The 25,010-nt window shown below is 44.1% G+C and carries 26 protein-coding genes; 12 read left to right on the top strand and 14 right to left on the bottom strand.

The window, feature by feature from the left end:
* Positions 1 to 101: 101 nt before the first annotated feature.
* Positions 102 to 1,019 carry a pseudouridine-5'-phosphate glycosidase gene (locus HW988_RS17790; RefSeq protein WP_181605476.1) on the top strand — a complete coding sequence of 306 codons (918 nt, stop codon included), beginning with the start codon at positions 102 to 104 and terminating at the stop codon, positions 1,017 to 1,019.
* 94 nt (positions 1,020 to 1,113) lie between these two features.
* On the opposite strand, the gene HW988_RS17785 is transcribed toward HW988_RS17790, so the two are convergent.
* The 3 genes from HW988_RS17785 to HW988_RS17775 form a co-directional block, all read right to left on the bottom strand.
* Positions 1,114 to 1,581: an Hsp20/alpha crystallin family protein gene (locus HW988_RS17785; RefSeq protein WP_181605475.1), complete on the bottom strand. Its 468-nt coding sequence runs from the start codon at positions 1,579 to 1,581 to the stop codon at positions 1,114 to 1,116.
* A 54-nt stretch (positions 1,582 to 1,635) separates the two neighbouring features.
* Positions 1,636 to 1,797, bottom strand: a complete 162-nt coding sequence (locus tag HW988_RS17780) for a hypothetical protein (RefSeq protein ID WP_181605474.1) — start codon at positions 1,795 to 1,797, stop codon at positions 1,636 to 1,638.
* A gap of 101 nt (positions 1,798 to 1,898) precedes the next feature.
* Positions 1,899 to 4,928, bottom strand: coding sequence for an outer membrane lipoprotein-sorting protein (locus HW988_RS17775; protein ID WP_181605473.1), 3,030 nt, complete (start codon positions 4,926 to 4,928; stop codon positions 1,899 to 1,901).
* Positions 4,929 to 5,182: 254 nt separating this feature from the next.
* On the opposite strand from HW988_RS17775, the gene HW988_RS17770 reads away from it, so the two are divergent.
* Positions 5,183 to 6,697 carry a hypothetical protein gene (locus HW988_RS17770; protein ID WP_181605472.1) on the top strand — a complete coding sequence of 505 codons (1,515 nt, stop codon included), beginning with the start codon at positions 5,183 to 5,185 and terminating at the stop codon, positions 6,695 to 6,697.
* Here HW988_RS17770 and HW988_RS17765 read toward each other — a convergent pair.
* Positions 6,694 to 7,995, bottom strand: a complete 1,302-nt coding sequence (locus tag HW988_RS17765) for a hypothetical protein (RefSeq protein ID WP_181605471.1) — start codon at positions 7,993 to 7,995, stop codon at positions 6,694 to 6,696. The two genes, HW988_RS17770 and HW988_RS17765, sit on opposite strands and share 4 nt — an antisense overlap.
* An 84-nt stretch (positions 7,996 to 8,079) precedes the next feature.
* On the opposite strand from HW988_RS17765, the gene HW988_RS17760 reads away from it, so the two are divergent.
* A complete protein-coding gene (locus HW988_RS17760; RefSeq protein ID WP_181605470.1) occupies positions 8,080 to 8,577 on the top strand; it encodes an FBP domain-containing protein in 498 nt (165 codons plus the stop codon).
* Here the strand turns inward: HW988_RS17760 and HW988_RS17755 are convergent.
* On the bottom strand, positions 8,574 to 8,900 hold the full coding sequence (locus HW988_RS17755; protein WP_181605469.1) for a helix-turn-helix domain-containing protein: 327 nt from the start codon (positions 8,898 to 8,900) through the stop codon (positions 8,574 to 8,576). The genes HW988_RS17760 and HW988_RS17755 overlap by 4 nt on opposite strands.
* 124 nt (positions 8,901 to 9,024) lie before the next feature.
* Here HW988_RS17755 and HW988_RS17750 point away from each other — a divergent pair, with 124 nt between their 5' ends.
* Positions 9,025 to 9,876: an SDR family oxidoreductase gene (locus HW988_RS17750; protein ID WP_181605468.1), complete on the top strand. Its 852-nt coding sequence runs from the start codon at positions 9,025 to 9,027 to the stop codon at positions 9,874 to 9,876.
* Between the two features lie 9 nt (positions 9,877 to 9,885).
* On the opposite strand, the gene HW988_RS17745 is transcribed toward HW988_RS17750, so the two are convergent.
* From HW988_RS17745 to HW988_RS17735, 3 genes are all read right to left on the bottom strand, one after another.
* Positions 9,886 to 10,659 (bottom strand): exodeoxyribonuclease III, encoded by a 774-nt coding sequence (locus tag HW988_RS17745; RefSeq protein WP_181605467.1) that lies wholly within the window; start codon positions 10,657 to 10,659, stop codon positions 9,886 to 9,888.
* A 395-nt stretch (positions 10,660 to 11,054) separates the two neighbouring features.
* The gene (locus HW988_RS17740; protein ID WP_181605466.1) at positions 11,055 to 12,017 is read right to left on the bottom strand and encodes an SRPBCC family protein; all 963 of its coding nucleotides are present in this window, start codon (positions 12,015 to 12,017) and stop codon (positions 11,055 to 11,057) included.
* Positions 12,001 to 12,366 (bottom strand): helix-turn-helix transcriptional regulator, encoded by a 366-nt coding sequence (locus HW988_RS17735; RefSeq protein WP_181605465.1) that lies wholly within the window; start codon positions 12,364 to 12,366, stop codon positions 12,001 to 12,003. The genes HW988_RS17740 and HW988_RS17735 overlap by 17 nt, the downstream gene beginning before the upstream one ends.
* 189 nt (positions 12,367 to 12,555) lie before the next feature.
* Between HW988_RS17735 and HW988_RS17730 the strand changes: the two genes are divergently transcribed.
* The 4 genes from HW988_RS17730 (at position 12,556) to HW988_RS17715 (ending at position 17,051) form a co-directional block, all read left to right on the top strand.
* Entirely contained in the window at positions 12,556 to 13,551 is a 996-nt protein-coding gene (locus HW988_RS17730) for a 2-hydroxyacid dehydrogenase (protein WP_181605464.1), read from the top strand.
* A gap of 243 nt (positions 13,552 to 13,794) precedes the next feature.
* A complete protein-coding gene (locus HW988_RS17725) occupies positions 13,795 to 15,303 on the top strand; it encodes a methyl-accepting chemotaxis protein (protein WP_181605463.1) in 1,509 nt (502 codons plus the stop codon).
* 57 nt (positions 15,304 to 15,360) lie between these two features.
* Complete coding sequence (locus HW988_RS17720) at positions 15,361 to 16,680, top strand: MBL fold metallo-hydrolase (RefSeq protein WP_181605462.1); 1,320 nt, start codon at positions 15,361 to 15,363, stop codon at positions 16,678 to 16,680.
* On the top strand, positions 16,680 to 17,051 hold the full coding sequence (locus tag HW988_RS17715) for an MGMT family protein (RefSeq protein ID WP_181605461.1): 372 nt from the start codon (positions 16,680 to 16,682) through the stop codon (positions 17,049 to 17,051). Before HW988_RS17720 ends, HW988_RS17715 begins: the two co-directional genes overlap by 1 nt.
* Here HW988_RS17715 and HW988_RS17710 read toward each other — a convergent pair.
* The 4 genes from HW988_RS17710 to HW988_RS17695 form a co-directional block, all read right to left on the bottom strand.
* Positions 17,048 to 17,458 carry a hypothetical protein gene (locus HW988_RS17710; RefSeq protein ID WP_181605460.1) on the bottom strand — a complete coding sequence of 137 codons (411 nt, stop codon included), beginning with the start codon at positions 17,456 to 17,458 and terminating at the stop codon, positions 17,048 to 17,050. The two genes, HW988_RS17715 and HW988_RS17710, sit on opposite strands and share 4 nt — an antisense overlap.
* A 193-nt stretch (positions 17,459 to 17,651) precedes the next feature.
* Positions 17,652 to 18,350 carry a pirin family protein gene (locus HW988_RS17705; RefSeq protein WP_181605459.1) on the bottom strand — a complete coding sequence of 233 codons (699 nt, stop codon included), beginning with the start codon at positions 18,348 to 18,350 and terminating at the stop codon, positions 17,652 to 17,654.
* Positions 18,351 to 18,590: 240 nt separating this feature from the next.
* Positions 18,591 to 20,396 carry an amidohydrolase gene (locus HW988_RS17700; protein WP_220128770.1) on the bottom strand — a complete coding sequence of 602 codons (1,806 nt, stop codon included), beginning with the start codon at positions 20,394 to 20,396 and terminating at the stop codon, positions 18,591 to 18,593.
* Positions 20,397 to 20,461: 65 nt separating this feature from the next.
* Positions 20,462 to 21,178, bottom strand: coding sequence for a hydrolase (locus tag HW988_RS17695; RefSeq protein WP_181605458.1), 717 nt, complete (start codon positions 21,176 to 21,178; stop codon positions 20,462 to 20,464).
* A gap of 159 nt (positions 21,179 to 21,337) precedes the next feature.
* Here HW988_RS17695 and HW988_RS17690 point away from each other — a divergent pair, with 159 nt between their 5' ends.
* The 3 genes from HW988_RS17690 to HW988_RS17680 all read left to right on the top strand — a co-directional run bounded on the left by HW988_RS17690 (position 21,338) and on the right by HW988_RS17680 (position 23,384).
* On the top strand, positions 21,338 to 22,243 hold the full coding sequence (locus HW988_RS17690; protein ID WP_181605457.1) for a LysR family transcriptional regulator: 906 nt from the start codon (positions 21,338 to 21,340) through the stop codon (positions 22,241 to 22,243).
* A 64-nt stretch (positions 22,244 to 22,307) separates the two neighbouring features.
* The gene (locus HW988_RS17685; RefSeq protein ID WP_181605456.1) at positions 22,308 to 22,757 is read left to right on the top strand and encodes a nuclear transport factor 2 family protein; all 450 of its coding nucleotides are present in this window, start codon (positions 22,308 to 22,310) and stop codon (positions 22,755 to 22,757) included.
* A 45-nt stretch (positions 22,758 to 22,802) separates the two neighbouring features.
* Positions 22,803 to 23,384: an SRPBCC family protein gene (locus tag HW988_RS17680; RefSeq protein WP_181605455.1), complete on the top strand. Its 582-nt coding sequence runs from the start codon at positions 22,803 to 22,805 to the stop codon at positions 23,382 to 23,384.
* On the opposite strand, the gene HW988_RS17675 is transcribed toward HW988_RS17680, so the two are convergent.
* Both HW988_RS17675 and HW988_RS17670 read right to left on the bottom strand, forming a co-directional pair.
* Complete coding sequence (locus tag HW988_RS17675; RefSeq protein ID WP_181605454.1) at positions 23,381 to 23,791, bottom strand: CoA-binding protein; 411 nt, start codon at positions 23,789 to 23,791, stop codon at positions 23,381 to 23,383. The two genes, HW988_RS17680 and HW988_RS17675, sit on opposite strands and share 4 nt — an antisense overlap.
* Positions 23,792 to 23,871: 80 nt before the next feature.
* Positions 23,872 to 24,249, bottom strand: coding sequence for a VOC family protein (locus HW988_RS17670; protein WP_181605453.1), 378 nt, complete (start codon positions 24,247 to 24,249; stop codon positions 23,872 to 23,874).
* Positions 24,250 to 24,395: 146 nt separating this feature from the next.
* On the opposite strand from HW988_RS17670, the gene HW988_RS17665 reads away from it, so the two are divergent.
* Positions 24,396 to 24,911: a hypothetical protein gene (locus HW988_RS17665; RefSeq protein ID WP_181605452.1), complete on the top strand. Its 516-nt coding sequence runs from the start codon at positions 24,396 to 24,398 to the stop codon at positions 24,909 to 24,911.
* Positions 24,912 to 25,010 lie beyond the last annotated feature (99 nt).

Raw genomic sequence — 25,010 nt, 5'->3', positions numbered from 1 at the left:
TTGGTTAGTTGACATATTCTATATGAAAACTGGACGTGTAGGGGGTGCGCCTTTTGCGTTCAAAATTGCAAATGGCAATTAAAAGTGCCATCTTTGATTCTATGAAAAGTCTTAACGTGCAAATGACAAATGAAGTGGCAGAAGCCTTGAAGTCCGGTAAACCCGTTGTCGCTCTTGAATCGACGATTATCTCTCACGGGATGCCGTATCCACAGAATTATGAAATGGCCTTGGCGGTAGAAGAGCAGGTACGGTCCCACGGGGCAGTCCCGGCGACGATCGCGATCATCGATGGTGTTTTGCGCGCGGGTCTTTCTAAATCAGAAATCGAAAGCTTTGCAAAAAAAGGAATGCAGATCACTAAAGTCAGCCGCCGTGATATTCCGATGATTGTTGCTGCAAAAAAAGACGGTGCAACAACAGTTGCGAGTACCATGATTATTGCTGAGCTTGCGGGAATTCGTATTTTTGCAACAGGCGGAATCGGTGGTGTGCATCGCGGTGCTGAACAGACGATGGATATTTCTGCAGACTTGGAAGAGCTCGCTCAAACCAATGTCGCCGTGATCTGCGCCGGGGCAAAATCAATTCTAGACATTGGCTTAACTCTTGAGTACCTGGAAACAAAGGGCGTCCCTGTGTTGGGATATCAAACCTCTGAACTTCCAGCGTTTTACACACGGGAAAGTGGATTCAAAGTAGATGCGAATGTGGAAACGGCCGAAAGCATCGCCGAGATCCTGCAGGCAAAATGGAATTTGGGCTTAAAGGGCGGAGTGGTTATCGCAAACCCGGTTCCCAAAGAATACTCCCTTGATTTTAAAGAGATGGAAAAGGTCATCAGCAATGCGTTAGCTGAAATGAATGAAAAAGGAATCAAAGGCAAAGATTCGACGCCATTCCTGCTGGGCAAAGTAAAAGAGCTGACGGCTGGAAAAAGCCTTGAGACGAATATTCAGTTGGTTCTAAATAACGCGAAACTTGCGGCTCAAATTGCAGTTGCTTACGCAGCCAAATAGCATTTCTAAAGAGTGCGGCTCGCAGATAGCACAATAAGAGTGTAGGCCCCTGGATAAGAAGCCTACACTGGAGAGGGAGAGAGAACGTGGTGGTTTAGCCAATCAGACGTTCAAAAATTCCCGTTTTTCCGTCTTGAATCTCAATTTTTCTTGGCCTTGCCGCTTCGGTTTTAGGAAGGTACAGCTCTAGTACTCCATTTTCATAGCGAGCTTCTACTTTCGCAGAGTCAATGCTTGATGGAAGTGTAAAGCTTCTTTTGAAAAAGCCATGTCTTCTTTCAAGCAATTGATATTTTCGACTGTCGTCTGCTGACTTTCTTTTTCGCTCACCAGAGACCGTCAGAAGGTTATCGGTAATATCAATTTTTAAGTCTTCTTTGTTTAACCCTGGCAGATCCATGCTCATGAAGTAATGCGTTTCATTTTCAGTAAGATCGCAGGCGGGAGTGAAATCCCGATCATCATAAATTTTTGCAATATGCTCCATTTCATCGAACATACTGGAGATTCCAGAAGTAAGACTGCGTGTCGTCCAATATGGTGTAGTTGTTAACATTCTCATTTCATACCTCCTTTATGGTTTGTTTTTTAAAAACTGATTTTGGAAATTATCCTGTCAAGGCGTCGTCAAATATTTTTCAGAGGCCGATGATGTCATCGACGCCGTTGTCATAGATTCGGGGGGAGTCGTGGTATTCACAATGATTGTTAATAGGGCTGTTATCCCTAGAAATAGAACAATGTCTTGAATTAATGAACGCAAGTTTAGGACTTTCATAGGACCTCCTTTCAAAATATTGCAGGTATTTTCAATCTGAGTTACGGCAAAATTTTGTCAAGTTCCTATGAATTTACTAATATTTTCAATAATTTATAATATTAATCGTCAGAAAGGGCTTTGGGATTAAATTTGGATGCTTTCAGGTTCTGATTAATTTTGATGTCAGACAAAGTGATATCTGTTCCGCGTTTATTTTGTACGTTACGGATCTTAATGCTGCCAGCGCGGAATTTTCCACCCGGAAGTTTTTTGTAATCACCAAAATCAATCATCTTTACCAATTTCGATTGTTTATCAAAACACTCGGCTTTGATTGGCAAAAACTCTTTCGCAGAAACATAGCTGACGATCTTGGAATAATTCGGAGAGTTCGCAGAAACATCGCTTTCAACCAAATAGAATTTGGCTCCCTTTACTTCCAATTCCTTTTTTACGGTAGTCGTGGCTGAAGAGTCGCGATTGAAATCGAAATCTTCGGCACTTAGTTCAGAGCCAAGAATTCCACCTTTGCTGTTTTCGCCGGTAAGGCGACGAACTTGTTTGGATGAGGGAAGGTAAATCCATTTGTCTTCCTTATCGTTTTTCATCGTGGCTAAAAGCGCGGTGCCTTTTAGGTCAGCAGGTTTAAGCATTCTGACCATCATTGAATGATCTTTTTTAGAAGGGCTCATGCGCCAGATTTGCATCTGGCGTTCTTTTCTGGAACCGTCGGCTTCGATGATTCTCATATCAGCGATAAAGGTTTCATCCTTTGTGCTGATTCGAGAACTCATTTCTTTCCCCAAAGTTTCTGCAGTAGGCAGTCCCTGGGCCCAAAGTTTTAATGGAGCACTGATCACGACGATTGCCAGAAGGATTGATGCTGCTGTTGCCATAACTTTCTCCTTCTTAAAACGTAAAGGTCCCAGAAGCCACGGGCAACTTTTCAGCATCGTTGGTAAAAGAATCAAATCCCCTACCAGACCAGCCAGCATAGACAAAAGCATATAAAAGCCAAAGATGCGGTTCATGGCGAAATATGAAGCCATAAATACCGAAAAGCCAGCTAACAACGTAAGACTGGAGATCAGGCATGGGTTGCCCTCAAGCCACAAAGCTTTTTCGATATCCAGCTTTCCGCTTTTTGTGTTCTTTTGCATGATTCGCAAACGAGACAAAAGATAAACGGTATTGTTGAATGCCAAGCCAAGAGCGATCGAGAAAATAATTGCGACACTTGGCTTGATTGGCGTTTCTGAAATTGCCAGGAAACCAAGTAGGGCTGCCGGCGGAACTAAATTTGGAATACAAGCCACCAGGGACCAGCGCAGGGATTTAAAGACGAAAACTAAAACCACAACGATCGCCAACATCGATTGCCAGAATCCAAAAATCAGCTCGTGGGAAAGATCATTATTTAAGGAATGGATCGTAGACCCCATTCCAGTCACTTGAACTGCCATTCCCGGAAAGGCGTTTTCAGTTTTTTTACGTACGACTTGTACCAGGTCGTGCAGTTCATTTCCGGGTAAATCTTGGGTTCTAACCGAAACGCGTGTTTTTGAACTGTCGGCGTTTAGAAAGTTTTTTAAAGGACTTTCATTAGACAATGAATACAGAAAGAAGATTTCTGCTGTGGAGCTGCGGCTTGCCGGTAATCGTGAGTGCTGAAAGCTGGCGGCTGCTACCAGATCTGGCAAGCTAACCACACTGCCGATGCCTTTCGTTTGGCGAAGATCTGCGGAAAGAGAATCCAGTCTTTCTATAAGTTTGGGATCGTTCCATGAATCTTGAGCACCGGAGATTTCGATGTCCACTGGAATCATGCCACCCAGTTCTCTGTCGATAGTTTCTGTCGACAAGCGAACCTGATGATTCTGAGGAAGATCATCAAAAAGACGAGCTGACCAGGACAGGCTGTTGCCTTTCAAAGCGAGTCCCAAAGACACGATGATGATACCCGTCGTCCATAAGCCACTGCGACGGAATAAATAAAGTCCCCAACGCGCTTTGGCCCAAGCCCATTCGCGTGCCTGTGGGCCTTTCAAGAATAAAAGAAGTGGGAAGAGTAAGATCGTTGTGACAATCCATCCGGTAACAATGGATATCGCTGCCGTTACGCCATATTCGCGGATAAGTGGAACATTGGTCGTTAATAGACTTAGGAAACCAATCATCGTTGTCAAAGAAGCGATCATGTTTGGTTTCAAAATAGCCTTAAGGGTCGTCATCACCAGGTCTTCATGGGACTTTTCTGGAGAAGCTTTCTTTTCCTCGGCATATCGGAGGAGCGTATGAATACAGAGTGATACAACGTCCACGGTTGTTAAAATTGGAATCGTCGTTGAAAGAATGGAGAACGGCAGCCCAATCAATGCCATCACTGCAACAACTAGAATATTAGCGCAAACGATAACGATGAACGAGATAACCAGCGGGGAGAAGTTGGAAAATATAAGGGCCAAGACGATAAAACATGCCCCGAATCCAAGTACCACGAAATTTCGCAGCTCTGTCTGCAGTAATTGCCCAACATCCGTTTGTACCGCGGGAGTTCCACCCAACTGAACATCAGCAAAGGGAAGTGCCGCCGTCGCCGTAACCTGCAGGTTCTGACGAAGCGCAGTCAGTTCATGAGTATTGAGCCTGTTGATGCTGACAATAATAGAAGCGGTCTTACCGTCTTTGGAAATCAGAGTCGGCGCAATTATAGGATTTGCAAGGGTTTCGGTTCTCCAGTTCTGAACAGACACATTTTTTAGCAAGGGGCCGACACTTAAACCATTTTCATTGCTGATGGCGCCTTGAACTGTTGCCAAAGAAAGTGCGGTGCGTACTCCCGGGAAGTTCGACACTAGCTCAGTTAATTGCTCAAGATCGGAGATTTTAGATTGATTAAACCAATCTCCGTTATCCTTGTTAACTTTTGCCGTGATGATGAATGGCTGAACTTCAGACAGCTGAAAAGTCTGACGACTTTTTTCGTCAAGCTTTAGAAGAGCGTTATCTTTGGGAAGAAACTGCTTAAGGCTGTACTGAGTTGTAAGTTTGGGCAAAGCAAACAAACTTGCCAGGGTTAAAATAATTACGCCAATCAACGATGTGATCGCTAGAGCTTTTTTTGAAATTTTCAAAGGCAGTTGCAACATTCGCTCAGTCCTTTTCCTTTGTTGAAGTCAGATACAATATATCGGACGAATTTTTCCTCTCTGGAATGTGCAGAAAATTGAAGAAAAGATGAACAGATGAACAGAGAGACAGTTAAACATGTGAAGTTATGAATTCGGCAATAAAAGTATAAAAGTTCTTCGATGTTGGACCTTTTTACTGAATGAAAAATGAGAATACATCCGAACGGAAATTCTTGCTTTAGATTTTGGGCGAAGAGCCGTAACGTTAACCCATGACTAAAACGCAAATCACAAAGTCTTTTTTCGTATTTGCTGCTTTTCTGTTTTCGCAGTCGGCATTTTCCTCTGCCACTATCGAATCAGAGTTTGAGCTTGTTCTTCCAAAGCAGTTTCAGCAAAATCTTGTCGAGGAAAAATGGAAATCACTGGTGAATAAGGAATTTCAGGCAAACTGGCAATTTCCTGATCAGATGGTGGAAGCACAGGACGGAGTTCAAGTTCAGCTTAAAGGACTTTCTATTGCACTGAAAACTCAGTTACAAAAGCCGGACCTGGGATCTGAGCAAACTCAGTTAATCCTCCAGTCTAAAGATTTAGCCGCACAAATGACTATTGCTAGTATTTCTGTAGACCAATGGATTGAACGTACTGTTAACGGCATCACGGGCCGTTTTCACCTTCAAGCCTCATGTTCTAATGTCGTTTTAAATATGAAGCCGGGTGCAGGCTCATTTTCTATCGCTGTATCACCGGAAGTGGCTTCTAGCACGGCTAACGGGCGTGTGGAAGATGTGAGCCTAACATGGCGACAGGACGCTTGGAGTGCTCAAGAATTTTCATGTACGGGTGCTGATGGCTTTGATCAAATCGTGAACCAACAAATTTCTCGGATATCAATGGACTCTGCAGCTTTCGTAAATCCTAAGAAGACATTGTTGCTGTCGTACCTGAATGATTATGTTGGTAAGTGGTCTTTTGACCTATCCACTCCGAGAGAATTGGTGAGTGCACGCTCTGATGTCAAAATGAGTATGGTGATTGATAGCTTTAATGATACCCATCCTGACCAAATCACGGCTAAAGGTCGCTTGATTATGAATTTCACCAGGTCCTCTCAAAACACGACGAAGTCGCTGGCTCTTTCAAAAATAGATCCAAAGCTTGCTGCGAGCTCTCAGGCGATGATTCGTCTGCCTGGGGGATTGGCTAAAGAAATCATGACTCAAGCGTATTCTGCAGATTCTTGGGTGCATCAGTTCTATTCTAGCCAGATTTCTGGATTTTCAACGGTCATGAATTCTCGCTTCATGCAATGGTTTGTATGGCCTGAGTTGATGGACTATCCGAAATCCAGCAAGTTTCTTTTCAATGTATACTCGAATAAAGATCCGAAACTGACAGGATCCGGTTTGAAGTATCAAGTGAATTTTAATTTGCTAAGCCAGATGCAGGCTCCTAAGAACGGGAATTATATCCCATTCATGAATTTCGTAGTTCCATTCAATAGCAATGTGACGGTGGGTATTTCTGAAAGCAAAGCCAGTGTAAAGTTTACGAACACCACTATGGATTTGAAATACAGTTGGGATCCTTCTTATGTAAAAAAATATTCGCCTAAGACACGTTTCGCGGCGTCCACGATTGAAGGAAAAATACTTGGCGCGATTTCGGGTAAAACGATGAATGTCGCATTGCCAGCGATTCCGGTGATGGAAGGTGTAACGCTTAAAATTAAAAAAGCGACGTCCCTTTCTAACTCCGACTTGCTATTGCAGTTGGCTCCTTAAAAAGAGCGGCTGACGGATAGTAAGTAAGAATCATTCTTTGAATAAACTCCCAGCGGATTTTCGCTGCTCCCAGCAATGAAGTCCGCTGTGAAGTTCACACTCCACGCATCAAAAAATCTTCGACCTAAGGTCATTTCAAAAAAAGTGCTGTAGTTAAGAGTGTCGTACAGTCCAAGGAGCGAGGCATTCCAAACTTCTTTCCAGGTTAAGCGACCTCCTGCCATCCAGGATCTGCGAAAGACTTCTGTAAGCGAGATATTTGAATCATTTTGTTTTTCAGAATCTAAAAAAGAGTATTGAAGGATGGCGATCAGCATTGCGTCGTTGAAGTTAAACGTTTTTTCAATGCCCAATACATTTTCGTGCAGCCATCCGGGCAAATTGACATAGTCACCATAGTCATCTGTGTAGCTGGTGGCATACTTTAATAGAAAGTCCCACTGGTGGCTAACCAACGTAAATCCACCTTGACGAATTCTCCGCTGTTTCTTGTTCAACGTCACATCGGGATCCACTTGAATAACCGTTTTGGGAGACACCTGGACAATGGTTCCCGTGACCTGAGGTTCGATGATGGGGTATCCACCAGCACCATCAAAACCGGTCAATGAGATATCAAAAATGGAAATCGTCTTTTGTAATCGGAGCGCAATGTTGTTATCCAAAGCATCGTTCAGAGTTTCATTATTCCCCCAGTGATAACGAAGATTTGGAGGTAGTAGCAAGACGAGATTGTTTTCTGGAACTTGGGGGATGAAGACATCACGAGGAAGCCACCGGCTGTTTTCCCCAGGCATGATCGCTTCGCGGGCTTTGGGGATATAAATAAAGTCATAATCAAACCAACTCAGCGATTCGGAGATCATCAACGAAGGGGATCCTAACTTTTTTGAACGAGTGGGATCAAAAATTTGTCGACGGTTCACGACGTCGATTGGGTTGTATCCGTCGGTGACCCCCCAGGTTAGCAGGTGATAGCCCAGAGAAATATTTAAAACGTCCTTGTGAAATTTTATATAGGCCTCGGAGGGCTCGATAAAAACTTGCTCCTCAGAAGATTTATTATCGGGGTTCGCGACTACAACGGGTTTTAGGTAAAAGCGCCAGTGTTCGCCCTGTTTCCATTTCGCCAAGGGATCAATTTCGATTTTGAACAAGCTGGTGTTGGTGTTTTCGCCGTATTCTTCTGGGAAATATTGCTCTGACATTTGGAGGTCGGCTCCAAAGCTCCATTCGGATTCTGCATTGGCAATTGCCTGCCACGTTGTGATAGAAATAAGGAGGACGAGAAATTTCATCGATCCAGTGTAGTCGTATGCACCTTAGACCGTCTGCATGACTTCTAACAGTTTGTGGTGTATCATGGTGAATGAGGGCTAACTATGCAAACATCTGAGACAAGTTATCAAACCGAACATGTATTCTCGATTTCTTCCGAGGAAGAATTGATTTCCTGTTTTCGTGAGCGTGATCAGAAAAAGTTACTTTTGCCTGATAACCTGAGATATCCATTCAATATTCGTTCTTACTTTACCTGGAAAGAACCGTCCGGAGTTTACACATATCTTTTATTTAAAATGCCGAATTGGGATATGCCCCGTGGAGTAGCTTTTAAAAGAACTCACACAGGTGGGGAGCCGACGGGTGGCTTGTGCAACTGGTGTAATGCCTATGGTTCTTCGGAAGATATTGGTCTCTTGTCAGTTGCGATGAATGCCAACGTCAGCAATTCCTATCTGATTTGTCAGGATCTTCGCTGTATTGAAAAGATCGAAGAAAGCGCCATGCTAGCGGGCAAAAACCCCGACAAAAACATCGCGGATCTATTTAACAAGATGTCTAAGCTTTTTGAAAATTTAAGCGGATCAAAAAAAGACTAGCCGTGGGCTTGGCCCCATTTAGCCATCATTTCTAAAACAGAACTTAGGCTTTTTCCCTTCGTGGTCAGTGAGTATTCTACGCGCGGAGGAATTTGATCAAAGACATCACGCTTGATGATTTTGTCGTCTTCAAGCTCGCGCAGTTGTAGAGTAAGCACACGCGCTGAAGGATTTCCAGCCAGTCTCTGTAATTCATTGAAGCGCTTTCTGCCTGAAAGCAGATTAAACAGAATCATGGGTTTCCATTTTCCACCAATCACTTGCATGGTTTTGGTAACCGGGCATGGTGACTGTTTTGTCTTTTTATCGGATTTTGTAACCATTTGAAACTCCAGGTTTTTTTAAGAATCGGTACAGTAACAAAATAGTGCGTACTTACATAATGTTAGTGTCAGGGGTAGTATAGCATAAGTTCACTTGTTGGATCTATATCGGATAGGAGATTTTATGATCGCAATCACAGGGGCAACAGGACATTTGGGTAAATTGGCAGTGGAGGCTCTTTTAAACAAAGGCGCGAAACCTCAAGAGCTGGTGGCTATTGTTAGAAACAAAGAAAAAGCTAAAGACCTTGTTTCAAAAGGAATCATTGTTCGAGAGGCAGACTACGGTAATGTAGATCGTCTGCAAAAGGCATTGGAAGGTGTGGATAAGCTTCTTTTCATTTCTGGAAGTGAAGCAGGTCAACGCGTTCCTCAACACACTAATGTTATCAATGCCGCAAAAAACGCAAAGGTAAAATTTATTGCTTACACAAGTATATTAAAGGCTGACACGAGCAAAATGCTTTTGGCTCAGGAGCATTTGGCGACTGAAAAAATGATTTCTCAATCGGGTATCCCTCATGCGTTCTTAAGAAATAGCTGGTACATCGAAAACTACACAGAGCAATTCGCTAATGTTCTAAAAAGTGGAGTGATCGCAGGTGCAGCTCAAAACGGCAAAGTGAGTGCCGCTACTCGAGCGGACTATGCAGCGGCTGCAGCGGCAGTTGTTTTGGGAGATACCTCTAAAAACGCTGTCTACGAACTTGGCGGGGATTCATTCACCTTATCTGAACTGGCAGCTGTGACTTCGCGACTAAGTGGTAAGACTATTGAATATAAAGATATGCCCACAGGCGAATATGCGAAACTATTGATGAGCTTTGGAGTTCCACAGGGATTTGCTGAAATTCTTGCCGATTCAGACGCTGGGATTGTCAGAGGAGATCTTTATACGGATCGGGACGATCTTAAAAAGCTTTTGGGTCGTAAGCCTTCTTCGCTGGAAGATACAGTGAAGAAAGCTTTGCATTAAAACGAGGGGCTACTTTTTCAGAGTCAGACGAACAGGGCAGTGGTCGGAACCCATAACATCTGGGCAATGGGCTGCTGCCTTTAATCTGTCTGACGCTTCTTTGTTCACCAGGAAGTAATCCAAGCGCCAACCAATGTTCTTTTCACGCACTCCAGGTCGATAGCTCCACCATGTGTAGTGATCCGGGCCTTGCTCAAATTTTCTAAAAGCATCAACCCATTCAAGCTTATCCAGGAACTTTGTCATCCACGCGCGCTCTTCTGGCAGGAAGCCCGCATTTTTCATATTGGTTTTGGGATTACGAAGATCAATTTCTTTGTGAGCGATATTAAAATCACCACAGATCAGGACTTCGCGGCCTTTCTTCCTAAGAGCTTGTAGGCGCTTTTCTGCAGCTGCACAGAATTCCAGTTTAAAAGGTAATCGAGTGTGTTCTCTTTGGCTATTCGGGAAATAGCTGTTCACCACAGTAATCGGGCCGAAATCCGCCTCGATCCAACGACCTTCAGAGTCAAATTTTGGGATTCCCAAACCGATGCGGACATCATCGGGTTCATTCTTTGAATAGATTGCCAGACCCGAGTATCCCGGCTTTTCCGCAAAAGCCCAGGAAGAGTGATATTTTGCCGGATGATAAAATGTTTCATCCTTTTTAATCGCCTCGTCGGTGATTTTAATTTCCTGCAGGCAGACGACGTCTGCTTTTTCTTTTTCAAACCATTCACGGAAGTTCTTTTTATGAACGGAACGAAGACCATTCACGTTCCAGGAAATTAATTTCATTTTTAGACCTCATTAGCCTGACAGCAATGTCAGGTCATTATAGCAAACTTCCGATGACACGGATATAAAGACTTCCTATGATAACTGATATGTTAGTTCAAATCATAATTGCTCTTGGTATAGGTATTGTTGCGGGAGGCCTGGATATTATTCCGATGCTTAAGGACGTAAAGTCCAAGCCTTCGATATATCGCTTCTCTATTTTCTCGGTTTTCTTTCAGTGGGTCATATTGGGGCTGCTGATACCCTTTATTAATTGGGATATACAACCCTGGTTGAAGGGATTCATCGTGGGCTTTTTGGGTATGTTACCCACGATGATCCTGGCTTACGGAAGGGTTCAAAATTTTCCCATGGCGCTTCGTATTCTGGTGCACGGGGGAGTATTAGGAACATTAATTTCTGTTACTTGCGATGTAGTCTTCAAGCTTATCAAATGATCCAGTCCAGCCTTGAGTCATGCCAGCGCGTCCTTTGATAAATGTTTCAAGTTCTTCTGCGGTGTAATCACCCACAACTTCCCAAGTCACAGTCACGCGAGTTTCTGTGGGGCTTTCTTCAGCAAAAAGAACCGTGGTTTGCATCACTGCCGGCCATGTTGGGGCCATGGGATGACGCGATTGGTTTTCTTTTTCGTCGGTGAACTCTTGGGTATAAACCAATTTGTTCGGAGCTGAGACTTCCAGATACTTTGCTCGGCCATACATTTTCAAACCGGTATCGTTTTCCATGCAATAGAATGTCGTTGCGCCGGGCTTAATATCTGCGCGCAAGAACTTCATACTAAAGCCGGTCGGTGCAAGCCATTTTGCAAAGTGTGTTGGATCCGTCCACATCTCAAACATCGTGTTAATCGGAGCTTCAAAAACACGATTGATAACAAATTTTTCTTTGCCCGTGGACTCTTTGTCCAAGAACTCTGCCAAGCGATCCCAAGTGGAGTTTCCACTGGCCTGCTTGATGAATTTTTTTGTCTCTTTCGCGGCTTCAGCATTTGCCAGAGCCATGGTCATGTCCATTTTCGTTTTGCCACCCTTGATTTCCTCGAAGGTCACCGTGACTCTGAAAAGGGGCGGGCGATCTTCGCCGCCACCATGATCATAGACTAAGCGAGAATATTTTTCGACTTCGTGATAGATCGTTTTATTTTCCCAGTCTTTGCCATCAGGTCCATGCATTGTATAGGACCAATGACCGCCGACGCGAAGGTCTTTACTGTGAGTGGTGATAGTGAAACCACGAGGACCCCACCACTGGGCCACTTGTTTAGGATCTGTCCAGGCATCCCAAACAAGTTTAACCGGGGCATCGTACACGCGGGTGAGATATATTTCGTTAGGTTTATTTCTTGCGCCCATTCTTTTTTCCTTTCGATTTCTTTTCTTTGGCAGTAACGGTCTTTAAGTAAGCATCCAGTCGATCAAAACTTTCTTCCCAAAATGTACGGTAGTGCTCCATCCAATCAGCCACATCACGAAGTCCGTCTGCTTTAATTTTGCAGGGACGCCATTGAGCCTCTTTGGTTTTGGTGATCAGTCCCGCTTTTTCAAGAACTTTCAAATGTTTGGTGACGGCCGGAAGGCTCATTTCTTTCAGAAAAGGCTTTGCCAGGTCTGTCACATTTGATTCGCCTTTGGCCAGGTGCGCGAGCATCGCCCGGCGGGTGGGGTCTGCGAGAGCTTGAAATGTCTGACTTAACTGATCCATATTTTACCTATCGGTTAATTAACTTATAGGTTAAGTATACCAGGGTTTGATGGTTTGTCAAAAAGAGGCAATTGCGACGTAATATCCGCTAGATAGGGGTGAAAAAGATTTTCTGCAAAAGGACCGTGTCAGAGGTGGCATTCATCAATTACTGCGGTTATTGTTTATAAATCAAACCCAGGGGTTGCCATGAAAGTTGCATTTTTCAGTGCTCGCAAATACGAAGAAAAGATTTTTCAAGAAGCTCAGAAAGACTCTGAAATCGAGTTTGATTTTTTGGAGGCGAGACTTACTGAAAAAACCGCGCAGCTTGCAAGCGGTTATCAAGGTATCTGTGTTTTCGTTAATGATGTTTTGAACGAAGCAGTTCTAACGGAGCTCCATAAACTGGGCGTTCGCTTTATCGCCCTTCGCTGCGCAGGATTTAACAATGTTCATTTGCCGACGGCTAGAAAGTTGGGACTGCGGGTGGTTCGTGTGCCGGAGTATTCACCTTACGCGGTTGCCGAACATGCGGTGGCTTTATTGCTCACTCTAAATAGAAAGATTCACAAGGCGCACTATCATGTTCGCGAGATGAATTTTTCATTGGAAGGACTGGTCGGTTTTGATCTTCATGGGAAAACTGTGGGTATCATCGGCACCGGAAAAATTGGCCACGTCTTTGCGAAGATTATGAACGGCTTTGGTTGTTCAATTTTAGTTCGTGATATTAAAACGGATCCCGAAATTGCAGCGATCGCAAAATATGTCACTCTTGATGAGCTGCTTGAAAAATCTGATATCATTTCTTTGCACTGCCCGCTGAACGATGCCACCAAACATCTTATTAATGAAAGCGCCTTTGCGAAAATGAAGAGTAATGCCATTTTGATTAATACCGGCCGCGGTGGCTTGATTGATACTCAAGCTTTGATCAAAGCACTGAAAGCTCATCGTATTGGTGGGGCCTGTCTGGATGTTTATGAAGAAGAAGAGGGAGTGTTCTTCACAGATCAATCCAGCGAAGGTATCACAGATGACATCCTTGCTCGCTTAACGACATTTCCAAATGTTATTATGACGTCTCACCAGGCCTTCCTTACTCAAGAGGCCTTAATGAATATTGCCGACACGACTAAAAAGAATTTTGTTTGTTTGATTCATGGAACACGCTGTGAAAACGAGGTCGCGCACATGTCTTAGACGGTTTCGCCGAGGATTTCTCGAATGTGAGACCGAATGTTTGTCGCAAAGTCATGTGTACTATTAACTAACTTCTTTTTCTCTCCGAATAAGAGCCTTGCTTGCTAAATACCAATCAAGTTTTCTTGTGACATCCCCGAAATGAATGTGTCCACCAACCTTGGTGGATTCAGAAGGTAAGCAGTGTTCTTAGTTCATCCCTTCTTCTATATATGAACATTTTAGTGCGAGATGGATGTGAATATGAAAATGAGTCTGAAGGCAAAGTTGTTCGCGCTTTGTATATTTATGGCGGCGATACCAATTGTTGTGGGTGGGGTTGCGTTCTGGGGTATTCAAGGAATTGGCAGATCCTATGAAAAGGTGACGGGCGATGTTCTGGGTAATATCGAAGTCGCCGATAAAATGTACCTTCATTTTCGCTCTATTCGAATCAGTCTAAGAAGTTTGGGGCTGCCGGGCTTGTCGCATGAGCAAGGCTTACAATATGTCAAAGAAGTGACCGACAGTATCGCTGCGTATGAAAAGGCAGATGAAATTTATAGGTCTTATGCCTTTCTGCCAGGCGAGAAAGAAAAATATGAAGAAGTAAATTCGACTTGGGTGGCATTCAAGAGTTTAGGTGCTGATGCATTGAAACTTTATCTTTCTGGAACAAACGAAGATAAGCAGAAATTAATTAATATCTTTCTGGTTGATTGTCCAAAGTACGCGGCAGCTTATGATAAGGCTATTGCGAGTCTTGTTTCATTCCACCATATCAATGGAGAGACTTGGGTTAACGAAGCCCGTAACACCGGCAAAGAAACTAACACCACGGTGTTAGTTACAATTCTATTCGGCGTGATTTTAGGTATGGTCTGCGGAGCTTGGGTTGCCATCTCTTTGGCTAAATCCATCGCTCATGTGTCTGAAGAGATCGCAAATGGTGCAGAGCAAGTGAAGCATGCTTCGGAAAAAATCACGGAATCTTCGCAAGCTTTGTCTTCAGCTTCGTCGCAACAGGCTGCGTCCCTTGAGGAAACAGTGGCTACGATTGAAGAACTGACGGCCATGGTGAAAACAAATTCCGAAAACGCCAAGCAAGCAGCGAACCTTGCTAAGTCCACTCGCGAAAGTGCTGTGCAAGGCGAGCGGGATATCCGTGGCTTAATTACGTCTATTCAAATAATTTCGTCTGATTCTAAAAAGATCGCTGATATTACTTCGGTGATTGATGATATCGCCTTTCAAACGAACTTGCTGGCGCTAAATGCCGCGGTGGAAGCCGCTCGCGCTGGCGAACAAGGGCGAGGGTTCGCGGTGGTTGCCGATGCTGTTAGAAGTTTAGCGCAAAGAAGTGCCGAGTCAGCGAAAAGCATTGCCGCACTTATTAATGAAAGCGTTGAAAGAATTGAAGAGGGCAGCGCGAAGGCGGAAGAAAGCGGTATTGTGTTTTCAGAAATCGTTACTTCCATCAAAAAAATTGCAGATTTAAGTGGAGAAATCTCTACAGCCAGTCAAGAACAAGCTAACGGCATCGTGCAAATGGGTAAAGCCATGAATGATCTGGATCAAGTGACTCAGCAAAATGCCGCGGCCTCTGAAGAAGCAGCTGCATCGGCCCAGCAGCTTGCTGGTCAAGCCCAGCAGCTTCGGGCAAATGTGGATGACTTAGATCGCATTGTAGCTGGACGCGTGGCCGCCCCGGAAGCAGTCGACGAAACTGAGAAGGCCTTGCCACTGAGCCAGCCTGTGAGATTTGCGTCGTAAGATAGATTCCAATAAGTGAATTGCCGTCTGCAGCCATGATCTAGTATAAGCGAGATCATGGCTGTCAAAGTTTCCAGAATTTTTCATGCGGGTTATGTATTCGAAAGCGAAGGTGTGCAAATTGCCTTTGATCCGATTTTCGAGAATCCTTTCAGCCGTAACTGCTATGCATATCCAGCTCTTGAATTTGATTCCGACCGTATTAGGGCGCTGAACCTCGCCGCTGTCTTTACTTCTCATCATCATGATGATCACTGTTCATTCGATAGTCTTAAGCTTCTAAATCGAAATACGCCAATTTACATGTTTTGCGTGCACCCAGTAATATTTGATTGGATCAGACAGTTGGGTTTTAAGAATGTTCACGCTTTAAAGCTGGGGGGATCTGTTCAAGTTGGTCCTTTTGAGGTGAAATCCTTGCCAGCATTGGATGTGGATGTTGACTCAATATTTCAGGTGAATGTGCAGGGTCTGAAAATTTTGAATGTGGTGGATTCATGGGTCGATGAAATAACAATGGATCAGCTTATTCAGGAAAAGCCCTGGGATCTTGTGATGTGGCCCTTTCAAACGATGCGAGAGCTGGAAGTTATCGAGCCCCTGAGGGCGGCGCCTTCTGATAGAAAAGTTCCGCAGGAGTGGTTGGAGCAGCTTCGCCTTCTCGCTCCTAAAAATCTGATTCCCAGCTCTTGTCAGTTTCGCATGGAAGAATGGTCTTGGTATAATCAGGCTTTCTTTCCAATTTCGTATCAGTTGTTTTCTGAACAGGTGGAGCCCGTCTTACCGCAAACAAATATCAATCGTTTGAATCCAGGAATGAGCCTGAAACTTGATGGTTCGGAAATTAAGCCTGCGGAATCTTTGCCTTGGATCAAGGTCATTGGAAATCAGGACGTTGATTATCGTTACGAGCCGGCGCTTGTTCCTCCGGCGACTTCGGTCATTGCGAAGCATTTTTCTCAATTATCACAAGAACAGATGATTCGGGTGATTGCTTATTGTCAGAAGGAATTGCCTTTGAAATACAAGGAAGTGGGTCCGTCCGCTGATGTCTATTTCAACAAGGCGCGGTTCTGGCAGCTTTCTTTATTTGATTTTGATGGAACGGAGAAGATTTTCCGTTACAAATTGAGTGATGACGACATGGAAAGTGTCGAGACAATTCCACAGCCCGCTGAGTGGAAAACAGAAGTTATCGCGACTAAGCTTTATTCCGCTTTAACCACAGGGGAAAGCCTGACTTCACTTTATCTTCGAGTTGAGAAGGCGGTGGATGTTGATGTCGTTGAAGATCCTTTAATTCGTTGTCTGTTTAATTTAGAGTTTGGAACATATCAAAAGGCTCAACTGGATAAAATCCTTCAAAAGGGGAACTGATGTCAGTCATTCAACTTTCACCATTTTCTAAAAAAGTGATCGAAACGATTCTGAAGATTCCCAGTGGGAAGGTCGCAACTTATAAGCAGATTGCAGAGCTGGCAGGTAAGCCTCAGGGGTCTCGTGGTGTTTCTTGGATTCTGCATTCTTGTTCAACCACGTATAAATTGCCATGGCACCGAGTTTTAAACTCCCAAGGTCGCATTTCATTTGAAGTAGGAAGCCGAAATTATCGAGAGCAAAAAAAGAAGCTTGAGAAAGAAGGCGTGGAGTTTAGCGCAGATGTAAAATTGGATCTGCGCAAATTTCAGTGGGGCAAACGCCCGGCAAAATCAAAAAGCCAGGCGTCCAAGCCGAAAATGTTTTCTTAGAATGGACGGCAGCTATCAAGTTCTAGCTTGATGTCTTCTTTGCTGCCGAATTTAGATCTGCATTGGAAGCGACCGTCTTTCGTGATTTGGCTGATTTCCATAACGGCATCTGCAAACCATTGACCACCGTGTTCACATTCCAATGTTTGAATCCAGTAGTGATCTTGAGATCTTTCCTCCGCACGACAGTTCGGTTTTGGATTGTAATTAGAAACGTCTTGATTGCAGATGTTGCCGTAACGAAGGAATGGAGTTGTAGATCCATCCTTGTTAACCCAGCTAGCCGACAATGGTTCGAAGTTAATAAGCACTTCACCTTTTGGTGAGTTGCAACGAAGTACAATGGCAGAAGACCAAGCATTCATGGAAACCAAAGTGACAGCGAAAACTAGAGCGAATTTTTTCATCAGAACCTCCTCTTCGGAAGTCGCATATGACAAAATCTGGGTTCTCCCGTCAACCGTGAAACGTGTAATATCTCGACTTTTATTAGGGAAAACGCGGTGAATCGTATTTGCGTCTTAGTACGAATGAATTACTAGCGCAATAAAAAGGCGAACCCGCGGGGGCTCGCCTTTTCAGTTGGAAGGGGATATTTAATTACGGAAGTTTGAATAGAATCATTTCAGAGTCATCACTTGCTTTGATGTTTGCAGTTGCCACATCGGTAGCCGCAATCGCATCTCCTGTCGCAAGCTTTTCACCATTCACTTCGACGTTGCCTTTGACCACTTGGAGCCACATACGGCGGTCCTCGCCGATATTGAACTCAAGCTCTTCGGATTTTTTCAAGCGCGAGATATACATGTCTGCATCCTGATGAATTCCGATGGTGCCATCGCGACCGTCTGTGGAAATCACATGCACCAATTTTTGCGATGCCAGTTCTTTCTCGAAGGATTTCTGACCGTAACCTGGCTGAACGCCACGTTTGTTGGGCATAATCCAGATTTGGAAGAAATGGGTTTCTTTATCAGACTCATCATTGTATTCCGAGTGAAGAATACCTGTGCCTGCGCTCATGCGTTGCACTTCGCCCGGTTTAATTACTGCCACGTTACCCATAGAATCTCTGTGTTGTAGTCCGCCGGATATTACGTACGAGATAATTTCCATATCGCGGTGTGGATGTGTATCAAAACCCGAGCTTGCAGCAATTCGGTCTTCGTTAATGACACGAAGTGGGCCGAAGTGCATGTGGTCTGGGTCATAGTATTCTGCAAAGGAAAACGTATGACGAGATTTCAACCATCCGTGTTCTGCCAATCCTCTGTCGTTTGATCTTCTTACTGTTAACATACCTTTTTCCTTTCTTATGAGAGGCACTGCCCCTGCAACCAAACCTATTGCTGTCGTTAATGCGCCCAAGATAAATCCGCGGCGCTTGAGGGGTATCTTGAAATTCATGATTGCCTCCCATGAACTAAGTATCGGTGATTTCTGGTTATAAAAAAATTATTAAGAATTAATATACTATATAGATATATTTTATATAGTTGTGAGGGCTCCTGGGAGGTTAATCCCAGGAGTTTCATGTACTTAGCGTGAGTGTTGGTAGCCGCCATAGGTATTGACGGGGGACCAATCTGGCAAAGCACGGGGAGCTTTAGGGGCTAAATCAGAGTATTCTTTTTGAGCCGTTTTAATCTCGCCACCGACCACTGTCATATCCGAGAAGATCTCTTTGATTTGTTCTTCAGGAACAGAGAAGTAGTCTTTGTTCAAAAGTGCAAAGTCGGCAAATTCACCTTCAACGATATCGCCTTTTAAAGTTTCTTCTTTCGAGAACCAAGCAGCACCTTTTGTCATTAGATAAAGGGCTTTTTCACGAGACAGGCGATTGCGATCACTCATGTGTTTAAAGCCACCCACTGTTTTACCACTGACGTGCCAGTATAAAGAAATCCAAGGATTGAATGAAGACACACGAGTTGCATCTGTTCCTGAGCCGACTGGAATACCAAGAGCTAACATATCTGCAATTGGTGGAGCTGTTTCGGCTTTTTTGGCGCCGTATTGTTTAAAGAACTCTTCACCTTGGAAAGCCATGCGATCTTGCACGGAAATACCGCCACCCAATGCTTTGATACGTTGCAAGTTTTTGTATGTCACAGTTTCCGCGTGATCGATGATGAATCTGTCAGGGAAAGGACCGCCTTCTTTTTTGATTTCTTCAACCACATTTAAAACCCGCGCGATGGATTCGTCATAAGTTGCGTGAATGCGGAATATCCATTGGTGTTTAAACAAAAGTTTCAAGATTGGTTTTAGCTCTGATTCCATTTGGGGTGGAAGATCAGGACGTGGCTCCATGAAATCCTCAAAGTCAGCAGCAGAGGCCGTCAGGTTTTCTCCTCCACCCATCAGGTGATAGTGAGAGCCCAAGTGAAGTTCATGTAAGCTTTCCGGGTTTGCAGCAGCAGTCCAGCGTTCATAGTCTTGTAGCTCTTTGCCAGCGACAGGAGCGAACAAATAGAACGGAATGCGCACTGCGAGTTTCTTTTCGTCATTAAGTTCTTTAGCGATGCGGTGATCCTCGGGGAAAAAGAATCCGCCTCCACCAGCGTCAATGACACCGGTTAAGCCAAGACGGCTTAGTTCGTTGAAATAAAGAACAGTGGAATTGCGTTCTTCGGCGCGGTTTGCAAGTTTTGGAGTGGAGGCGAGTGTTTTATAAAGAACCATAGCATTTGGTTTTGCCGTCAACACACCCGTAGGGTTGCCGTTTTTATCAAGTTCGACTTCGCCGCCTGGGAATTTCGTGTCTTTGTTGTATTTAAGTGCTTTCACGCCAGCATCGTTCATGAATGCTTTGGAGTAAAGATACATGACGAACACAGGGCGATCCGGAGAGGCTTCGTTTAATTCTTTGATTGTGGGAAAGCGGTTTTCGATAAATTGATGAGGAGACCAACCGCCGACAACACGAACCCATTGTCCTTCAGGAGTGCGGGCCGCTTGTTCTTTGATCATCTTAAGACCTTCTTTAAGGGATTTTACTCCGTCCCAACGAAGTTCAAGATTGTAGTTAAGGCCTGCGCGAATCGGGTGGTGATGGGTATCGACCAAGCCCGGAATGACAGTGCGACCCTTGGCATCGATCACGTTGGTATTTTCACCTTTTAATTTCATGACTTCGTCATTCGTGCCGACTTTAACGAAGACACCGTTTTTCACAGCAAAGGCTTCCTGGAAGCCGTTCTTGTGAGAAAAGACTTTGGCATTGCGGATGATGAGGTCTGGAGATGATTTCGTTTGAGCTTCAGAGGAAGAGGCATAAGTAAGGGCAGCAGCGGAGCTCATGAGTAGGACTTTCTTAAATTGCTTGGTGATTGAGTTTTTCATGGTGGTGATTCCTTAGATGAAAAAAGCGCCGGGACTTATAGGTCCCAGCGCCAGGGAGAGATTGATTATTTGTGACTTTCTTTAGCGCCTTCTTTTGCGCCGAACATTTCTTTAGCGTAGATGATGCCTAAGCCGTAGCCGCCACCGTGTTCTTTAGCGATACCAGTTGTTGCGTCGTAAGTAGCACCGCGAGCCCAGTCACGTTGAAGTTCAAGAAGATATTGCATCCATGTGATTGGGTGAGCACCGGCCTGAACCATTCTTGTAATAGCCGTATCGTGAGCGACATTGCTAACACCACCAGAAGCGTCAACGACGAAGTAAACGTCGTAACCATCTTCTATAGCTGATAGCACAGGCCCAACCCCACATACTTCAGTCCAAAGTGCAGCGATAACAAGTTTCTTTTTGCCGATTTGTTTAACCTTGTCGGTAACTCGATTATCCTCCCAAGTGTTCATCGTCGTACGATCAATTGGTTTTTGATCCGGGAACACAGCTTGTAGCTCTGGGAAGATGGGACCTGAGAAAGATTTCTCTGCCACTGTTGTTAGGACCGTTGGAACTCCAAATACTTTTGCTGATTTTGCCAGACCCGTGACGTTGTTGCGAAGTTCTTGGATGTCGATGGATCTGGTTGCAAATGCCATCTGTGGCTGGTGGTCGATTAAGATCAAAGTGTGATTCGTTGGTGTTAGTAGCGCTTTAGCTGGTTTGCCGGCTTGTGCTTGAACTGCTGTCAATGCTACCAATGTTGCGAAAATAACTTTAAATGCTTTCATGTTGTTCTCCCCTTGCGGTGTTTTTGTTTTGTTTGTTTTGCGATCTCGTTTCCGTGTATCGCGTTGATGAATTCAATATCGGGCAATTTTCTCTTGAAAAAAATTAATATGATTTTATGATCACAATAAATATAGACTATATAGTTCGGGAGCCTGTTTGTGACGATTGATCAATTAGAAACCCTTGAAATGATTGTGGAAAAGGGAAGTTTTAAGGCTGCGGCCGAACATCTTTATAAAACTCAACCCAGCCTTTCTGTGGCGATTAAGAAGCTTGAAGAAGAATTCGACCTGCAACTTTTTAATCGTGAAGAGTACCGACCAAAGTTAACTCCGGAAGGCTTGGTGTTTTATAACTGGGCCAAGCAGTGTTTGTTTTCGTTTCGTGAGTTGCAAACTGTCGGGCAAGAGCTGGGTTCAAAAAAAGTAGAACCATTTTTGACAGTTGTTTTGGATCCGTTAGTTCGATTTGAAGCTATCGAGGGAGTGTTTCAAGAGACTATTCTTAGCAAACATCCCACTGAAATGACGTTTCGTTCAGAAATTATGAGTGGTGGTTTGAACTCGCTGCTTTCAGGTGACGCAGATTTTTCCATTTCCACTAAATCAGCGGAAAATGAAAATATTGAAAGCGTATTTTTTGATAAAATCGAAATGATTCCGGTCGTTGCCAAATCTTTGGCGAAGAAGTTGCCGAATCTTGCCTATAAATCCTTAAAACAGTTTCCTCAGATCGTGGTGTTACAGCAGGGGGATAAGGCAAATTTACTAAAAAAAGACGGCAAGGGCTTAGTGGCTGATTCCAAGAAAAGCTATGTCACTGATCATGCTTTAAAGCACAGAATGATTATAAATGGTTTTGGCTGGGGCAGCTTACCTTTCAGTGAGGTCGAAAAAGAATTGAGTCGCGGCACTCTGATTCAGATTAAAGATGAACACGTGAAACCTTTTTATCTGGATCTGCACATTATGCGAATGAAGCATAAACCCTTGGGGCCTGTTGCCCGCGCTGTGTGGGAACAACTTCTAAGCAATTGCATGAAGCAAAATCCCAAGAAAAAATAACACCAGATGGTGACACGAATGTCATGTGAGTCTTATCTGCCGTTAGCTTATCATAGGAGTTCCTTTGGAGGACACTATGCCTGCCCGGCAGTACAAAGATTTTTTCCAGAAATATGTTGAAGCATATAATCGCGGTCTTAAAGGTGATCTTGATACGGAATTGATCCAAAGTTTTTTTACAGAGCATTTTCTTGCAGCGGGCCCTGACTCGGTAGAAACAGGATCAAACAATATTACTTTTTCTGCGACTTTGCGTAAGGCTTATTCTTTCTACCAAAAGATCGGAACCCGAGAGATGCATGTTCGCAATCTTATGGTGACACCGATTGATCGTTTTCATGACATGGTAAAAGTCTATTATCGCGCCGACTATACTCCCCAAGGAAAACCAATAAAGTCGATTGATTTTGATGTGACTTATTTTATTCAGCTCAGTGAGCAAGGACCAAAAATTTTTGGCTTCGTCGCTGGGGACGAGATGCAGGCCTATCGTGATGCCGGATTAGTTAGTTGATCTTAAGATCTAATCAAGACACCATAAGAGCTCGGAGGAATTCTAATGGGTAAAAAAATAGCAATTGGTATCTTAGTTATTATCGTCTTGTTTTTGGGATATGTAGCGACTCGTAGCGGCTCCTTTCACTATGAAAACAGCACAGTCATCAATGCCCCCGCGGAAAAAATCTTTCCTTATCTTTCAAATTTCAAGTTGGGCGGGCAATGGAATCCCTATGAGTTGATTGATCCCAACATGAAAAAGACCTATACCGGCGAGGATGGCAAAGTGGGCTCAGCCATGGAGTTCGAAGGCAATAAAGACGCCGGCTCGGGAAAAATGGAAATGTTAGAGATCAAACCCAATGAATTCGTGCAAATGAAACTGACAATGACAGAGCCTATGCATGGCGAACAGCTGATCGACTATAAATTAGTTCCCGAAGGTGCATCGACCAAGTTCACTTGGGCCATGCACGGTGACGGTGGCTTTATGACCAAGCTTATGACGGTTCTGATCGATTGCGAAAAAATGTTCAAAACTCAGATGGACAAGGGATTCGAAAATCTGAAAAAGGTTGTAGAGGCGCCGCCGGGTACCACACCGGCTGTAGAACCCGCGGCCACGCAATCTCCGCAAAACTAAAACCAGCGTTTGTGTTCGATAATAAGGCAGCGATCAGAGACTACTTTGATTCCTGCCTTTTCTGCTCTGGCCTCTGCTTCCGGGTTACTGATTCCCAGTTGTAGCCATAAGACTTCAACGCCGCCGACCTCCAAGACTTCATCAACAACGTCGGGAATACGGTCCGAGCTTCTAAAAACATCCACAAATTTTCTGTATTCTGCGGGCACCTCTTTCAGCGAGGAGTAGATTTTAAATCCATTCGCTTCATGATTCTTGGGATAGGTCCCAACCATTTCCCATCCATGATCGCGCATGTATAACGGGACATAGTGGCTTGCTTTCGTTTGATCGGGGCTTAGGCCGTAAACGGAAAACTTTTTATACTTTTCCAGTAGTGCTTTGATTTCATTGTCTTTAACGTTCATAGGATTTTCCTAGCTTCTTATTTGTGGATCCGGCGGCAATTTCTTTTCTGGCATTCCCGGTTTATCAGGTGTTGCCAGATTCAATAGTTCGAAACCTCGATCAGATTAAAATCAGGATCTCTAAAATAAATTGATTTGATCGTTCCCATTGCGCCTGTGCGTTCAATAGGGCCCTCGATTATTTTAACTCCGAAGCTTTCGATGTGTTTCTTTGCTTCCTCAAGTGGAGTATTTGTTATCAGGCAAAGATCGATAGCTCCCGCAGTTGGTTTGTCTGCTTTGGGTTCAAACTCTTTTCCCACCTGATGCAGATTTATTTTTTGATTTCCAAAGGAGAGCGCTTTGCGATCTCCTTTGAACGTCACGACTTCCATGTTCAGGACTTTCTGATAGAAGTCGCAAGTGGCAGAAATGTCTTTTACTGTAAATACAAGGTGATCGATTCGTTCTATTTTCACAACGAAAACTCCTCAGTTAAGCTTAGTCTAAAACCAGTAGGCTATTATGGTAAAGGTGCGAAAGTAGAACAGTAAGCTTATTGCCTTGGACAGTCATTTCTTGACAAGATTTGACTGTCTTACTCAAATCCTCTTCAGAGGTGATTATGAGATTTCTGTTTGCAGCTTTATTGACACTATCGACAAGTGCGGCCATCGCTTCCGAAAAATTCAATCACATCACCTGTGAATACCAGCAAAATGAAACGGAGTGGGAGTTCTCTGCGGTCGACTATAATCGTGATGGTTTTGAACTCTCTGCCGGGGATTCGGCTGCAAGTGTTGCGGCTTGGACTTCTTCGCGTGAATTAAATACCGGCTATTGCATTGCTTTGGTGGGAACGACAGATGCATCCGCGGTGGAAAGTGTCTTGTATGTTTTTGAAGGAACAGACATCTGGGGAGTTGACCTAAAGACGTGCCAACCTCAAGGCGCAAATATTTCTGTCGTAAAGAAAGAGACGCAGATTACTCCCAGAGGATCTGTCGTGGATATGTCAGTGGAAAATTGGTACGACCAAGGGGCTCCGCTTTTAAGAATGAAGCATTATATTCCCTTGGTATCTGAAAACGATCGTGTGACTGAAATCGCTGTTAAAAAGTGCGAAGAGTTTCGCCCCTAATTTTTTGCTGCTCCCACTAGCTCGTGTTCTGCCATCAATATCTCCGATTTAAGGAATCTGCGCTGAGAGATAGAAAGCTTTAATGCTTTGGACCTTGCA

Origin of the sequence: Bdellovibrio sp. KM01, assembly GCF_013752535.1 — a bacterium.
In the GTDB taxonomy this organism is placed as follows: Bacteria; Bdellovibrionota; Bdellovibrionia; order Bdellovibrionales; family Bdellovibrionaceae; genus Bdellovibrio.
This window is presented reverse-complemented; position numbering and strand designations above follow the sequence as displayed.

Excerpts from the sequence above, each read along its gene's own strand:
- HW988_RS17790 (WP_181605476.1), top strand. The coding sequence starts at position 102 with ATGAAAAGTCTTAACGTGCAAATGACAAATGAAGTGGCAGAAGCCTTG.
- HW988_RS17785 (WP_181605475.1), bottom strand. The coding sequence starts at position 1,581 with ATGAGAATGTTAACAACTACACCATATTGGACGACACGCAGTCTTACT.
- HW988_RS17780 (WP_181605474.1), bottom strand. The coding sequence starts at position 1,797 with ATGAAAGTCCTAAACTTGCGTTCATTAATTCAAGACATTGTTCTATTT.
- HW988_RS17775 (WP_181605473.1), bottom strand. The coding sequence starts at position 4,928 with ATGTTGCAACTGCCTTTGAAAATTTCAAAAAAAGCTCTAGCGATCACA.
- HW988_RS17770 (WP_181605472.1), top strand. The coding sequence starts at position 5,183 with ATGACTAAAACGCAAATCACAAAGTCTTTTTTCGTATTTGCTGCTTTT.
- HW988_RS17765 (WP_181605471.1), bottom strand. The coding sequence starts at position 7,995 with ATGAAATTTCTCGTCCTCCTTATTTCTATCACAACGTGGCAGGCAATT.
- HW988_RS17760 (WP_181605470.1), top strand. The coding sequence starts at position 8,080 with ATGCAAACATCTGAGACAAGTTATCAAACCGAACATGTATTCTCGATT.
- HW988_RS17755 (WP_181605469.1), bottom strand. The coding sequence starts at position 8,900 with ATGGTTACAAAATCCGATAAAAAGACAAAACAGTCACCATGCCCGGTT.
- HW988_RS17750 (WP_181605468.1), top strand. The coding sequence starts at position 9,025 with ATGATCGCAATCACAGGGGCAACAGGACATTTGGGTAAATTGGCAGTG.
- HW988_RS17745 (WP_181605467.1), bottom strand. The coding sequence starts at position 10,659 with ATGAAATTAATTTCCTGGAACGTGAATGGTCTTCGTTCCGTTCATAAA.
- HW988_RS17740 (WP_181605466.1), bottom strand. The coding sequence starts at position 12,017 with ATGGGCGCAAGAAATAAACCTAACGAAATATATCTCACCCGCGTGTAC.
- HW988_RS17735 (WP_181605465.1), bottom strand. The coding sequence starts at position 12,366 with ATGGATCAGTTAAGTCAGACATTTCAAGCTCTCGCAGACCCCACCCGC.
- HW988_RS17730 (WP_181605464.1), top strand. The coding sequence starts at position 12,556 with ATGAAAGTTGCATTTTTCAGTGCTCGCAAATACGAAGAAAAGATTTTT.
- HW988_RS17725 (WP_181605463.1), top strand. The coding sequence starts at position 13,795 with ATGAAAATGAGTCTGAAGGCAAAGTTGTTCGCGCTTTGTATATTTATG.
- HW988_RS17720 (WP_181605462.1), top strand. The coding sequence starts at position 15,361 with ATGGCTGTCAAAGTTTCCAGAATTTTTCATGCGGGTTATGTATTCGAA.
- HW988_RS17715 (WP_181605461.1), top strand. The coding sequence starts at position 16,680 with ATGTCAGTCATTCAACTTTCACCATTTTCTAAAAAAGTGATCGAAACG.
- HW988_RS17710 (WP_181605460.1), bottom strand. The coding sequence starts at position 17,458 with ATGAAAAAATTCGCTCTAGTTTTCGCTGTCACTTTGGTTTCCATGAAT.
- HW988_RS17705 (WP_181605459.1), bottom strand. The coding sequence starts at position 18,350 with ATGTTAACAGTAAGAAGATCAAACGACAGAGGATTGGCAGAACACGGA.
- HW988_RS17700 (WP_220128770.1), bottom strand. The coding sequence starts at position 20,396 with ATGAAAAACTCAATCACCAAGCAATTTAAGAAAGTCCTACTCATGAGC.
- HW988_RS17695 (WP_181605458.1), bottom strand. The coding sequence starts at position 21,178 with ATGAAAGCATTTAAAGTTATTTTCGCAACATTGGTAGCATTGACAGCA.
- HW988_RS17680 (WP_181605455.1), top strand. The coding sequence starts at position 22,803 with ATGGGTAAAAAAATAGCAATTGGTATCTTAGTTATTATCGTCTTGTTT.
- HW988_RS17675 (WP_181605454.1), bottom strand. The coding sequence starts at position 23,791 with ATGAACGTTAAAGACAATGAAATCAAAGCACTACTGGAAAAGTATAAA.
- HW988_RS17665 (WP_181605452.1), top strand. The coding sequence starts at position 24,396 with ATGAGATTTCTGTTTGCAGCTTTATTGACACTATCGACAAGTGCGGCC.